Annotated in this window: 15 protein-coding genes; 11 read left to right on the forward strand and 4 right to left on the reverse strand. The window is 43.3% G+C overall.

The genetic code is table 11. The features are described from left to right. The first annotated feature begins 67 nt into the window (after positions 1-67). Complete coding sequence (locus LQ216_RS13005; RefSeq protein ID WP_230129900.1) at positions 68-925, forward strand: phosphotransferase; 858 nt, start codon at positions 68-70, stop codon at positions 923-925. 108 nt (positions 926-1,033) lie between these two features. Further along, positions 1,034-1,708, forward strand: a complete 675-nt coding sequence (locus tag LQ216_RS13010) for a YhcN/YlaJ family sporulation lipoprotein (RefSeq protein ID WP_230129901.1) — start codon at positions 1,034-1,036, stop codon at positions 1,706-1,708. A gap of 73 nt (positions 1,709-1,781) precedes the next feature. On the opposite strand, the gene LQ216_RS13015 is transcribed toward LQ216_RS13010, so the two are convergent. Beyond that, complete coding sequence (locus LQ216_RS13015) at positions 1,782-2,498, reverse strand: hypothetical protein (protein WP_230129902.1); 717 nt, start codon at positions 2,496-2,498, stop codon at positions 1,782-1,784. Between the two features lie 155 nt (positions 2,499-2,653). Between LQ216_RS13015 and LQ216_RS13020 the strand changes: the two genes are divergently transcribed. Continuing rightward, the gene (locus LQ216_RS13020) at positions 2,654-3,172 is read left to right on the forward strand and encodes an intercompartmental signaling factor BofC (RefSeq protein ID WP_230129903.1); all 519 of its coding nucleotides are present in this window, start codon (positions 2,654-2,656) and stop codon (positions 3,170-3,172) included. Positions 3,173-3,205: 33 nt separating this feature from the next. On the opposite strand, the gene LQ216_RS13025 is transcribed toward LQ216_RS13020, so the two are convergent. After that, positions 3,206-4,171 carry a nuclease-related domain-containing protein gene (locus tag LQ216_RS13025; protein ID WP_230129904.1) on the reverse strand — a complete coding sequence of 322 codons (966 nt, stop codon included), beginning with the start codon at positions 4,169-4,171 and terminating at the stop codon, positions 3,206-3,208. 708 nt (positions 4,172-4,879) lie between these two features. Here LQ216_RS13025 and ruvA point away from each other — a divergent pair. The 6 genes from ruvA to yajC all read left to right on the forward strand — a co-directional run bounded on the left by ruvA (position 4,880) and on the right by yajC (position 9,557). Further along, a complete protein-coding gene (gene ruvA / locus LQ216_RS13030) occupies positions 4,880-5,479 on the forward strand; it encodes a Holliday junction branch migration protein RuvA (RefSeq protein WP_230129905.1) in 600 nt (199 codons plus the stop codon). Positions 5,480-5,491: 12 nt separating this feature from the next. After that, on the forward strand, positions 5,492-6,493 hold the full coding sequence (ruvB, locus tag LQ216_RS13035) for a Holliday junction branch migration DNA helicase RuvB (protein ID WP_230129907.1): 1,002 nt from the start codon (positions 5,492-5,494) through the stop codon (positions 6,491-6,493). Continuing rightward, positions 6,490-6,696 carry a DUF2905 domain-containing protein gene (locus LQ216_RS13040; RefSeq protein WP_230129908.1) on the forward strand — a complete coding sequence of 69 codons (207 nt, stop codon included), beginning with the start codon at positions 6,490-6,492 and terminating at the stop codon, positions 6,694-6,696. The genes ruvB and LQ216_RS13040 overlap by 4 nt, the downstream gene beginning before the upstream one ends. 42 nt (positions 6,697-6,738) lie before the next feature. Then, positions 6,739-7,767 carry a tRNA preQ1(34) S-adenosylmethionine ribosyltransferase-isomerase QueA gene (gene queA, locus LQ216_RS13045; RefSeq protein ID WP_230129909.1) on the forward strand — a complete coding sequence of 343 codons (1,029 nt, stop codon included), beginning with the start codon at positions 6,739-6,741 and terminating at the stop codon, positions 7,765-7,767. 341 nt (positions 7,768-8,108) lie between these two features. Beyond that, entirely contained in the window at positions 8,109-9,248 is a 1,140-nt protein-coding gene (gene tgt, locus LQ216_RS13050) for a tRNA guanosine(34) transglycosylase Tgt (RefSeq protein ID WP_230129911.1), read from the forward strand. Positions 9,249-9,275: 27 nt separating this feature from the next. Continuing rightward, positions 9,276-9,557: a preprotein translocase subunit YajC gene (gene yajC / locus LQ216_RS13055; protein ID WP_230129913.1), complete on the forward strand. Its 282-nt coding sequence runs from the start codon at positions 9,276-9,278 to the stop codon at positions 9,555-9,557. Positions 9,558-9,604: 47 nt separating this feature from the next. Here yajC and LQ216_RS13060 read toward each other — a convergent pair whose 3' ends face one another. Next, positions 9,605-9,997, reverse strand: coding sequence for a TIGR04086 family membrane protein (locus LQ216_RS13060; RefSeq protein WP_230129915.1), 393 nt, complete (start codon positions 9,995-9,997; stop codon positions 9,605-9,607). A 146-nt stretch (positions 9,998-10,143) separates the two neighbouring features. Here LQ216_RS13060 and LQ216_RS13065 point away from each other — a divergent pair, with 146 nt between their 5' ends. Beyond that, positions 10,144-10,788 carry a DUF421 domain-containing protein gene (locus LQ216_RS13065; protein WP_230129916.1) on the forward strand — a complete coding sequence of 215 codons (645 nt, stop codon included), beginning with the start codon at positions 10,144-10,146 and terminating at the stop codon, positions 10,786-10,788. Between the two features lie 20 nt (positions 10,789-10,808). Here LQ216_RS13065 and spoVB read toward each other — a convergent pair whose 3' ends face one another. Next, positions 10,809-12,353: a stage V sporulation protein B gene (gene spoVB / locus LQ216_RS13070; protein ID WP_230129917.1), complete on the reverse strand. Its 1,545-nt coding sequence runs from the start codon at positions 12,351-12,353 to the stop codon at positions 10,809-10,811. Between the two features lie 116 nt (positions 12,354-12,469). On the opposite strand from spoVB, the gene LQ216_RS13075 reads away from it, so the two are divergent. Further along, complete coding sequence (locus LQ216_RS13075; RefSeq protein WP_230129919.1) at positions 12,470-12,772, forward strand: post-transcriptional regulator; 303 nt, start codon at positions 12,470-12,472, stop codon at positions 12,770-12,772. The last annotated feature ends 40 nt before the right edge of the window (positions 12,773-12,812 follow it).

Raw genomic sequence — 12,812 nt, forward strand, 5'->3', positions numbered from 1 at the left:
CTTCTCTTATTTAGAAAATCACGGGCTTAAAGCAAAAGACATCAAAAAAATTCGGGGTACTGTTTATTTGCTTAAATTAAAAAATCGTAAGCTTCTTATACTGAAAGGATTTGCCGACCGGGAAACCCTACATCGGCAACAGAGATTGACATCCCTTTTAAATCGGAATGGATTTACGCACACCTATAAATTTTTTTCGCAAATCCCGCCGTTTTCATATAATAATCGATTGTTTTCGCTCATCGAGTACATCCAGCCACACGAGGATACGTTTCATTTTTTTCATGATGGAAACCGGAAGGAAGGACTCAGGCTTCTCTCACAGTTTCATCATGCTTCCAAAAAGATTCTCGCTGAGCTTTCAGGTAAAGTGCCGACATTTAATCAAATCCAGAGATGGGAAGAAAGGCAGGAAAAATTCAAAAGCATTCTGCCGGTCGTCAGTTTTTATGTATCAGACTTCATTTTAACTGAATATCATGCATGGGCGTCATGGTCTTTGAATGGCATGAAACTTTTTGAGGATTCACTGCTTCACGAAGAAACCACGATTATTCACGGAGATGTCGCGCATCATAATTTCCTGCGGAGATCTGATGGTACGCTTTGCTTAATTGATTTTGATTTAATGGCTATAGGGCCCGCGGCTATTGACTATCTGCAATTTGCAAACAGAATATTGCCATCCTTGAATTATGATGCTGACGCTTTATGGAGTTATCCCGAGTTAAAGCAATACCAAACAAACCCTGCCTTTTTATATGCGCTCACTTATCCGACTGATATTTTCAGAGAATGGAACAGACTTGTTAAAGAGAACGATATTGAAAAACATGCCGTCTGGAAGTTGACGGTTCAAGATTTCAATGCCCGGATGGCTTTTAATAGGAAAATCGCCCGAACAATTGGGATGCCATTATTTTAGATTATTGGCCTGATTTTACAGGTTAAACCTCCCCCTTGGTTAGTATGCTAATACATGAGCAGGTTCTGTACAATCTGCTTATCCAATTCAGCAAAGGGGGTTTTGTTGTTGAGGAAGTTTTTTATGGTACTGCCGTTCTGCGTGATATTGTGTGGCTGCGGGTTTGATGATAATGAAGCGGTGAGGCCTGCAGGGTATTATTCCACTGACGAGGATGATTTAGTGAGGCGGATCAATTATCAGGCACCAATCACGCATATGTATCAAGACATGAATGCGGTAGAAAGAAGGCAGGAAGCGACTGAGCGGCAGGGAGGCAATCCAACGATCCCGCTGTCCACTTATGGGGACGGGTATTTTTACCACGATAGTAGCTTCAGTACAAGGGATACCAACTATCATGGACATATAAGTAAACCGCAAACTCCGCGTTCATCCTACTACACGGCATATGATGGACGGCTGGTTGATCAAATAAGGGCAAGAGCCAACCGGGTAAATAACGTTAACGACTCCCGGGCAGTCATCTACAAAGGAGATATTCTCGTTACGGCTTTACTTGAAGATATCAGTGACCCTCAAGCTGTAAGGAATGCCATAGAGAAGAGCGTCCGTCCCCTTGTCGGGAAACATAAACTACATGTAACCACCGATCAAGGGGTCTATTATCGATCCATCGCACTCGATAATAGAATGAGGAAAGGCGATCGCAGGGACATGTTTGACCAGGATGCGGCGGATATGTTCGAAAACATCGAGATTCATGAAAATCATTTGCAGTAATGTAAGCAGAGCTCAGGCTTTGCTTTTTTTATGGATATTTTAAAAGCCCCTCCATTAGGAGAGGCTGGCTTGCTTATTCTGCAGGAGTTCCAGGAGGATTCGCTTGTTTGTTTTTTCTTCTCACGAAAAGAAACACGAATATAATGACAAGTAAAGCACCTATCGCCAGTAAGGCAATATTCACGTAGTTTATTTTCTTGAATTCAAAATCAACATCGTTCTTGACATTTGGCGTGAAATTCCAGACTAGTTCTTTCCCTTCATTTTTAACCTCAGTCGCATTATTCTCCCCTGCTTCTACAGGCAATTCTAAATTGAATGTCAGTTCCATTTGGCTAATCATGGACTCAACCATCTGCTGATCGAATTCTTCACTTTCAGCATCGTCCGTCATGCCGGTGAAATCAAAAACACCATCGACTTTATATGTATCTGTAAAGAAGCCCTTCGTTTCCTTCACTTTGAAGTCGAATAATTGCTGTTCATCACTGGGGCTTTTCATATCCTCAAAGGACTCGAAATGCTTTTTGAGCGTTAACCCGATATATTTTTCACTGTTATAATCGGTTGCTTTAAAGCCTTCCTTTTCGGCCTCCTGTTTAGTGTCTTCGAGATCATTTGTGATATCGGTTCCACCAAAAGTAGCGATTTGCTTGTCGATTCCATATACCAATGTTAAATCACTGCTGCCATCAGAATTTATCTTTAAAGAAGTATCAACCTTTACGCAACCAGTAAGGATCAGTACAAAGGTTAACAAACAAATAAGAACGCCGAGATGTTTTTTCATAATCACCATACCCTTTATTTAATATCTACTTTTCATTTATCGGAAATGTTCACAAAAAGTTAATAGCTCGGGATATTGATAAAATAAACGGTTAAAATTCCAAAAGCCGTCTAAACTATAAATAGAATTACACTTCTTACAGAGAGGTGATGGAAATGAAAGGCTGGATCGTGTTTCTAACAGTATTGATGAGTGTTGGTTTAACCGTTTCGGGTGAGGTGGAGGCGGCCCATCCTGAAAAGGAAAGGCAAATAACCGAACCGCTTGAGCGGAAGGTGGTTCTGCAGAGGATCTATGTTGATGGTGAGATGAGCGAAGAAATATATTTCGAGAAGATATTGGCGATGGAGGACTTCTGGGCCAACTACCAGGACTGGCAGCTCATCGACCAAAATGAGGAACGAATCATCTTTCAAAGAAAAGAAAATGACATATCTCCATTGCTGAAGGCCAATGGCTTTTTCGGCGTGTCAGAGGATGGCACCCTGTCCATCTTTAACGGCAAACCGCGAGATTCACAAATCATCCAATCCTTTTTTCAAATAGATGTGAAAAAGCTGGAATCGTATAAACAACAGGAACTGCGCAAAGGCATACCGATCTTGAGCAAGAGTCGGTATGAACAAATGATAGAGGCCTATAAGCCGTATTCATTTCCTAAGATTGAAAAGTAGCAAGCGGGACACTTTAGCGGTGGTCCCGCTTTGTTATGGGGGTGACTGAAGATAGCGTTTGTTTTTAGGTGCTCCTTCTGAAGGTAAATTCATGGATTTGAGAATTCTTTTAGCAATATGCCGGGAGGGGATATGGAGAAAATCTCGAGATTCAGTATTTTTAATATAAGGCTTAATAAGGTGGAAATAATCGTTAAGAGCTTGAATGTGGGCATGTTTAGATGGAGAGTTGCATGAGGGACAAAGCCAGAATCCTATTTTTCTGATCATTGGAAGATGGGAACATATCGGACAAATAGTTCCGGTAAGCAAGTGTTCGCGAGGAATAGTATAGGTTTCGAGAACGTTGGGGTTGTGTGGCGAATGTTCGCGTATTAATAGACGGCTTATTTTTTTGAGCTCTTTTTGAGATATAGCTTCTTTACTATATTTGTTTTCTAATTCTTTTATTTTATTTTCCAAATCTGCTGAGTGGCATATTTTTTCATATTCCCGGGAGTACCCTGATTTTAGCTTGATGACGGTGGATGGATTGCTTATGATAACCAGATATTCTACAGGAAGAGGTGTGAATTTTTCAACCTCCATCCAAGATACTAGTTCCCGCTGCTGCCGCTTTACTTGTAAAATGGGATCGGGGAATCCCTCCTCTTTGTCGTTGATGGTTCTTATAAGTTGATTAAAAGTACGGTCAAAATATAAAGCACCCGAAATATTTTTTATCTCAATGATTAAGGCAAAATATTTCGAAATAATGAGGCTGTCCATTTGAAAGTTATAGGTTCCGTTGTTTAAACATAGGTCGTGAAAGATGAGATACTCTTTTTCGGGAAGAGAATTGAAATGAATATCTACTGACTCCTCGCCATTGAAACCTGCTTGCCTTTTGGCGAGATCTCTTTCAATTTTAGGCCGCTTTGGATAAGTGGCAGGAAGCCGCCTCAGCAATGCCTCCAATTTTACTATTGTTAATGGAAGTTCTCGATTTTTGGCAATCATTATGATTACTCCTTTCTGTTTTTTGATAAAATTCTTTATTTACTTGAATAATCCTGCTTGGGAGATGAAGATTTTTTAATCGATAACTAGCATCTTGTTTTTGTGAGCGATTATTGGGATGCATGAGCGGTTATTGAGATTTATGAGCGGTGATCCGAATTTACGAGCGGTAATCCGAATTTACGAGCGGTGATCCGAATTTACGAGCGGTGATCCGAATTTACGAGCGGTAATCCGAATTTACGAGCGTTGATCCAAATTTACGAGCGGTAATCCGAATTTACGAGCGGTGATCCGAATTTACGAGCGGTGATCCGGATTTACGAGCGCTGATCCGAATTTACGGGCGCTGATCCGAATTTACGGGCGCTGATCCGGATTTGCGAGCGGTGATCCGAATTTACGAGCGGTAATCCAAATTTACGAGCGCTAATCCGGATTTACGAGCGCTAATCCAGATTTACGAGCGGTGATCCAAATTTACGAGCGCTAATCCGAATTTACGAGCGCTGATCCGAATTTACGAGCGGTAATCCGAATTTACGAGCGGTGATCCAGATTTACGAGCGCAAAACCCAATTTACGAGTGCTACCCAATTTGACACGAATCCGAACTTTGTAACGGCATAATCTGGTTCATGTTTTTTTCTCCTTCCGCCGTTTATATGATAAAATGAATGGTAAAGCAAAATTGGGGAGCGAAGAGATTTGTATGATTATATAAAAGGGGTCATTGAGTATGTCGGGCCTGAATACATAGTAGTAGACAATGGGGGAATCGGGTATCAGGTGATGACGCCGAATCCTTTTATTTTTTCTGCTAAAATAAGCGAACAGGTTCAGATATTTCTGTATCATCATGTTCGGGAAGATATTTTTGCATTATATGGTTTTGAGACAAGGGAAGAAAAAGCGCTGTTCACGAAGCTGTTGAATGTGACGGGTATCGGTCCTAAAGGGGCGCTTGCGATACTTGCTTCCGGCCAGGTTGATCAGGTTGTAAAAGCCATTGAAAGTGAAGATGAAACATTCCTTGTCAAATTTCCGGGTGTCGGGAAAAAGACGGCCCGTCAAATGATTCTGGACTTGAAAGGGAAGTTAGAGAACATTGTTCCGGACTATTTCCCTAACCTTTTTAACGATGGCAAAAGCAGCGCGAGAACAGATGAGCTTGATGAAGCGGCCCAGGCGTTGAAGGCGCTTGGATATTCTGATAAAGAAGTCCAAAAGGTTGCCAAAGTGCTTCAGCAAGAAGAACTGACGACTGAGCAATATATTAAAAAAGCGTTACAATTGATGTTAAAGTAAGGGGTGGCGGATGTGGAGGAGAGAATATTAAATCAGGAAGCTGACCTGACCGAACTGTCCTTTGAGCAAAGCCTAAGACCGCAAAACTTAAAACAATACATTGGCCAGGATAAGGTAAAGGATAATCTCCAGGTTTTCATTGAAGCTGCGAGGATGCGCGAGGAGACTCTCGATCATGTGTTGTTGTACGGGCCTCCCGGGCTTGGGAAAACGACATTGGCAGTGATCATCGCGAATGAGATGGGCGTGAATGTAAGGACAACCTCGGGACCTGCCATTGAACGTCCTGGAGACCTCGCTGCAATATTAAGTGCGTTGGAGCCGGGAGATGTGCTGTTCATTGATGAAATTCACAGGCTGCCTCGCACTGTTGAAGAAGTGCTGTATCCTGCGATGGAAGATTTTTGCTTGGACATTGTGATTGGCAAGGGTCCGTCCGCGCGTTCGGTCCGGATCGATTTGCCCCCATTTACGCTTGTCGGGGCAACGACCAGGGCAGGCTCTTTGTCTGCACCGCTCAGAGATCGCTTTGGCGTCTTGAGCCGTCTTGAATACTATACAGTTGAGCAGCTGCAGCAAATTGCTGTGCGTACTGCTGAAATCATGGAAACAGAAATGGACAGCCAAGCGGCCTCGGAGCTTGCGAGAAGATCGAGAGGGACACCAAGGATTGCCAACCGCCTGCTGCGTAGGGTGCGGGATTTCGCCCAGGTACGGGGAGACGGCACGATTACGACCGAGCTTGCGGACTATGCACTTGAATTAATGCAGGTCGACCGTTTAGGACTTGATCATATTGACCATAAATTACTTAAAGGCATTATGGAAAAGTACCGCGGCGGCCCGGTCGGATTAGAGACGATCGCGGCAACAATTGGCGAGGAAGCCCATACAATTGAAGATGTGTATGAGCCTTATCTGCTGCAAATCGGCTTTTTGCAACGCACGCCGAGGGGGAGAATGGTGACCGATTTGGTGTACCGTCACTTTAATTTGGAGGTGCCTGGCAAATGACAGGTCTGCCGAAGTTATTGATGATAATCGGGGTGGTTATTTTCATCATTGGATTTGCGATGAAATTTATTAACCTTGGCAAGCTTCCAGGTGATATTTTTATTAAAAAAGGAAACACGACGTTTTATTTTCCGATCGTTACTTCGATTTTAATCAGTATTGTTTTATCGGCTGTGCTTTATTTAATCAGCCGATTTCGTTAAAAAAGTGATGTACTCCATCCCTGACAAAAGGAAGTGGATAAATTGAAGGTGGAGTTGTTTGATTTTGATTTGCCTGAGGAATTGATTGCCCAGGTACCATTGGAGAACAGGGAACAAAGCAGGCTGATGGTGCTGGATAAGGAAACAGGTGGGATTCGGCACGAAGTCTTTAAAGATATTACGAAATATTTCCAGCCCGGCGATTGCCTTGTTTTGAACGATACACGTGTGTTGCCAGCGCGGCTTTACGGCAGCAAAGAGGATACCGGGGCGAATGTAGAAGTTCTGTTATTGAAGCAGGAAGACGGAGATGCATGGGAAACGCTAGTTAAACCGGCAAAGAGAGTAAAAGTGGGTACGAAAATTGTTTTCGGTGATGGACAACTGACGGCTACTTGTACAGGTGTACTTGAGCATGGCGGGCGGATTTTGGATTTCATGTTTGAAGGCATCTTTTACGAGATTCTAGAAGAGCTTGGTAGTATGCCGCTTCCGCCTTACATAAAAGAGCAGCTTGATGACAAGGACCGCTACCAGACTGTTTATGCGAAAGAGCGGGGTTCAGCTGCTGCGCCGACAGCGGGCCTGCATTTTACAGAGCAGCTGTTGCAGGAAATCAGGGATATGGGCGTGCACATCGCTTTCATCACGCTGCATGTCGGCTTGGGCACCTTCCGTCCTGTAAGTGCAGACGATGTGGATGAACATGAAATGCATGCGGAATTCTATCAAATGACCGAGGGAACGGCCCGGTTGCTGAATGAGGTCAAAGCAAACGGCGGCCGGATTATCACTGTCGGCACGACGTCAACTCGTACACTTGAAACGATCGCTTCCAAACATGATGGTCTTTTTAAGGAAGAAAGCGGCTGGACAAGCATTTTTATTTTTCCCGGCTATCAGTTCAAAGGCATTGATGCCATGATTACAAACTTTCATTTGCCAAAATCAACATTGATTATGTTGATAAGTGCGTTAGCAGGACGAGAGCACGTGCTCCAGGCCTATGAAACCGCAGTGAAAGAAAAATACCGCTTTTTCAGCTTTGGCGATGCCATGCTGATTAAGTAACCCCGTGACATATTCCTGATTGAGGGGTGTCATCGAATTAGGATATATCACTGAAATTGGGGATATATGATCGAAACTTTGAGATATATGCCCGGAATCTGAGATATATGACCGAAATTTGAGGTATATGCCCAGAATCTGAGATATATGCTCGAAATGTAAGATATATGCCCGAAATGGGATATATCATCGAAAATCAGGATATATCACCGAAATTGGGGATATCACCGAAATTGAGGATATATCATCGAAAATCGAAGGATATCACCGGAATTCAGGATAAATCACCGAAAATAGAAGTATATCACCGAAATTGCGCTGCTTGAAAGGAGCTATCTTAGTTGACCGCAATACGTTATGAACATATAAAAACTTGTAAGCAGACCGGGGCAAGACTGGGTATCGTGCATACACCTCATGGATCGTTTGAAACGCCGGCGTTTATGCCGGTGGGGACGCTTGCGACGGTTAAAACGATGTCCCCGGAAGAGTTAAAGACGATAGGAGCGGGGATTATCCTTAGTAATACCTACCATCTTTGGCTCCGCCCTGGACATGAAATCATCAGGGAGGCGGGCGGTCTCCATAAATTCATGAACTGGGATCGAGCGATTTTGACTGATTCCGGCGGGTTCCAGGTTTTCTCTTTAAGTGAATTCCGTAAGATTGAAGAAGAAGGGGTTCATTTCAGAAACCATCTGAATGGGGACAAGCTGTTTTTATCACCGGAAAAAGCAATGGACATCCAAAATGCGCTTGGTTCGGACATTATGATGGCATTTGATGAATGTCCGCCTTTCCCGGCAACATTTGAATATATGAAAAAGTCAGTCGAACGGACATCTCGATGGGCGGAAAGATGTTTAACCGCGCACAGCCGTCCAGAAGACCAGGGACTTTTCGGCATCATCCAGGGTGGAGAATATGAAGAGCTACGAAAACAAAGTGCGAAGGATCTGGTATCCCTTGATTTTCCTGGCTATGCGGTCGGCGGATTATCGGTCGGCGAGCCTAAGGATGTCATGAACAGGGTGCTTGAATTCACGACACCGCTGCTACCGTCTGACAAACCGCGTTATCTCATGGGAGTGGGTTCTCCGGATTCATTGATTGACGGAGCCATCCGCGGAATCGATATGTTTGACTGTGTGCTTCCGACGAGGATTGCCCGTAATGGGACGCTGATGACTTCAAATGGCCGTTTAGTGGTGAAAAATGCTAAATATGCGAGGGATTTTGGTCCATTGGATGAAAATTGTGATTGCTATGTTTGTAAAAATTACAGCCGTGCGTACATCCGTCACTTGGTCCGCAGTGATGAAACGTTCGGAATCAGACTTACGACTTACCATAACCTGCATTTTCTGTTAAACTTAATGGAGCAAGTCAGACAAGCGATTCGTGAAGACCGTCTTGGAGACTTCAGGGAAGAATTTTTTGAACAGTACGGCTTTAATAAGCCGGACGCGAAGAACTTCTAATTGACTATTAAGAAAGGAGTGATATAGATGGGAAATTTAACTAGTATCTTACCATTAATACTGATGTTCGTGCTGTTCTATTTTTTATTGATCCGTCCTCAACAAAAGCGTCAAAAAGCGGTTTCAACGATGCAAACTGGATTGAAGAAGGGTGATAAGATCGTAACGATCGGCGGCCTTCACGGAATCATTGATTCTCTTGATGATTCAAAAATCGTGGTCAAATGCGGTGATGGCAGCAGGCTTACATATGATAGGTCAGCAATCCGTGAAGTAACGGAAAGCGCACCGGAACTGTCAGAGCAATAGTACGAGGAAAAACGGTATTCCACTTGGAATACCGTTTTTTTTCATGGTTATGCATTCCGGGAACTAGAACTTAGGTTCACACCCAGAATGCCACCCATCATCGCCGTGAGCACATAACAGCCTTGGTAAATCCATTGCTTTAGCGAAAACAATGAATCATGCCCGAGATATTGAAATAATAAGACGATCAGCATGAAGATAAGCCCTGTCCCGCCGCCCAGCATCCAGCCCTGCTTTTTTCCTTTTCCACCGGAAATGAAGCCTCCGATAAAAAGCGAAAGGAAGGTCACAGCCATAATGACATATGTGAGCGAGGATTCATTTATGCTGGTAAACCGGAGCAAGAGGGAAAAGATAAAGCTTCCCACAATCGCTATAATAAAAATCGCACATACTCCGTATAAAATCGCCATACCTAAATTTTTTGTTTCGATGGTCATTCTCTCCCTCCACAGTCTTTGTACAAGCATATTCCACCACTTTTTCTTTTAGACCAATGTTTTTCAAAATGGAAATTAAAAACAGACTAATTACCGGTTTGAAGGTCAAGATAAAAATATCTGCACTAAGGTGGGGGGGCCTCTCAATGAATGATATATATGTAATTTTGCTAAGGTCCATCTTTTTTTATTTTTTGCTTTTAATGCTATTTCGGCTAATGGGAAAAAGGGAAATTGGGGAGTTAAGTATTGTTGATTTAATTGTGTTTATCATAATAGGCGATATAGCCGTATTGGCGATTGAGGATCCGAACAAACCGCTTATTTATTCACTTGTTCCTATTTTTGTTATTGTATTGATTCAAATAATTCTTTCCGTGCTTGCACTTAAAAGCCAAAAATTAAGGGAAGTGATCGAGGGAAAACCAACCATTGTTATCAATAAAGGGAAAATTGATGAAAGAGTCATGAAAAAGCAGCGATATAATTTCGATGATTTGCTTTCACAGCTGCGGGAAAAAAACATCCTCAATATCGATGAAGTAGAATATGCGATATTGGAGCCTACCGGGCAGCTCTCGGTCATTGAGAGACGGGATGTACGGAACGGTGAAGACAATGTTCCGTTTCCACTGATAATCGACGGGGTCGTGCAGGAAGAAAGCTTGTCACGGATCGGCAAAAACAGCTCTTGGCTCAAGACGCAACTCAAAAACGATGGATATGAAGATATGAGCAGGATATCCATATGTACTTATGATGACGGTGTTTTTTTTGTTGATGTAAAATAACCGGGCATACTTGAGCCCGGTTATCGAAAGGACAGACTAGACAGGATTCGTTTGATCTCGGTTTTCTTTATGACGCCTGTTAAGACTGAAATTACAACAAAAACGATACTGATGACCGCCAAGGAAAGCAGAAGCCGGCTTATAGAAGCTAGTCCCGAAAATAGAGAGTGAAAAGCATAATGCCCGGCCCAGCCGGATATAACCCCGATAATGACAGGGGAAGCGTAGGATCTGATTTTCAATGAAATCGGGATGGCTTTTAAAATCGTTGAAAAGTGGAGGAACGTTACAAGTATCGTGCCTGCTGCGATCCCGATGGCTGCTCCCATGATTCCGAAACTTTCTTTAGAGGTAAGCAGCCAAATAATCACGATTTTCACGACCGATCCGATTATGCTGTTAATCATTGCGGATTTAGCTAAATTCAGTGCCTGAAGCATCGATTGCAAGGGAAGCTGACAGTAAAATAAAATGAAAAATGGCGCCAGGAACTTGATGAAGATAGCTGCGTTGGAGGAACCGTACATAGCCTCCAAAATCGGATCTGCCAGTACAAACAAGCTAACCATGGCAAGTGAGCCGGTTATAAACGTTAGCCTCAACGATTGCTCCAGCCTTCGCTCAATCAGTTTGTAATTTCCTAATGATTTAGCTTCGCTGACTGAAGGTACCAGGGATGTTGCCAATGACGCGGTTACAAAAGACGGCATCATTAAAAGCGGGAGGGCATACCCTGTCAGCTCGCCGTACTGTTTAGTAGCCACGGTGGCTGCTACACCCGCAATCGCCAGGCTCTGAGCAACCACAATTGGTTCCAAAAACCAGTATAAATTCCCGATTAACCGGCTCCCGGTTGTCGGCAAACCAATGCTCATCAACTCCATGAATGTCCCTTTTCCTGACTTCGCCATTGTAAAAAAATTCTTCCTGACTTTAAAATGCTTCTTCAATTTAAAGGTAGTTAGCAGATAAGCTAACGAAACAAGCTCGCCAATGATCGAAGCGAGCATCGCCCCGGCGGCCGCATATTCTATCCCGTATGGCAGGAAGGCTTTGGTCAATACGGCAATGAAGGCAATGCGGGCAATCTGCTCGATAACCTGTGAAAAGGCTAGCGGCTTCATATTTTGCCTTCCTTGAAAATATCCCCTCAACACGGAAGAAACAGCGACGACAGGAACGATTGGGGCGATGGCCAGCAGCGGCCAGACCGTTCGGGAATCGGTGAACAATGTCTCGGACAGCACCGGAGCCAGCATCAGCATGACCGGCGTGAAAATCAGCGATAAACCGAATGTACATGACAGAGATACGACAAGGATCCGTTTAACTTTTTTCTCGTCACCCTTTGCATCCGCCTCCGCGACAAACTTAGAAATCGCAACGGGCAGCCCGAGCTGGGTGATGGTGATGACAAGAAACAAAGTGGGCAAAGCCATCATAAATAACCCTACGCCTTCTTCCCCGATAAAACGAGCGACCACAATCCGATTTATAAATCCCAGGCTACGTGTAATAAAGCTGGCTATAAGAAGAATGAACGTTCCTTTCAGAAATTTGGACATGACCGCTAATCCCTGCCTTCTCAAATGTGCTGATATCATATACAATTATCTATATGCAGAGACTTGGACAAAGCATGCAAATTAATAAAAATAGAAATATAGTGGAGGACAGATCCATGATCAATCAGCACCCGTATCAACGTTTTTACCAGACATTACAGCCTGCGTTGAAAAACAAAACGGAAGAGTTGAACCTGCTCGGCCTTAAGAACGCAAAGGAAAATGAGGTATGGTCATATCTGACTCAAAAGAAATGGAAGCGTCCGCAGGAAGAAATCCATATATATGAACTAGTAAATGACATTATGACAATCAGCAGCAGCCAGTTTATGTCCTTCATGACGGTCGAGGCATACAAGGCACCAAATTTATTTAAGGAACTCTCATCGGAAGAGATGAAAGAATTATTGAAGGGCTGACAAATAATCTTAAATTGACACTCGTTTTTATTTCAATCAT

This window comes from Bacillus sp. CECT 9360 (assembly GCF_918741275.1).
Taxonomy (GTDB): domain Bacteria; phylum Bacillota; class Bacilli; order Bacillales; family DSM-1321; genus Peribacillus.

Coding starts and splice junctions, on each gene's coding strand:
- spoVB (WP_230129917.1), bottom strand. CDS start 12,353: ATGTCCAAATTTCTGAAAGGAACGTTCATTCTTCTTATAGCCAGCTTT.
- LQ216_RS13040 (WP_230129908.1), top strand. CDS start 6,490: ATGACAGGTCTGCCGAAGTTATTGATGATAATCGGGGTGGTTATTTTC.
- yajC (WP_230129913.1), top strand. CDS start 9,276: ATGGGAAATTTAACTAGTATCTTACCATTAATACTGATGTTCGTGCTG.
- LQ216_RS13065 (WP_230129916.1), top strand. CDS start 10,144: ATGAATGATATATATGTAATTTTGCTAAGGTCCATCTTTTTTTATTTT.
- LQ216_RS13060 (WP_230129915.1), bottom strand. CDS start 9,997: ATGACCATCGAAACAAAAAATTTAGGTATGGCGATTTTATACGGAGTA.
- LQ216_RS13025 (WP_230129904.1), bottom strand. CDS start 4,171: ATGATTGCCAAAAATCGAGAACTTCCATTAACAATAGTAAAATTGGAG.
- LQ216_RS13015 (WP_230129902.1), bottom strand. CDS start 2,498: ATGAAAAAACATCTCGGCGTTCTTATTTGTTTGTTAACCTTTGTACTG.
- LQ216_RS13075 (WP_230129919.1), top strand. CDS start 12,470: ATGATCAATCAGCACCCGTATCAACGTTTTTACCAGACATTACAGCCT.
- LQ216_RS13020 (WP_230129903.1), top strand. CDS start 2,654: ATGAAAGGCTGGATCGTGTTTCTAACAGTATTGATGAGTGTTGGTTTA.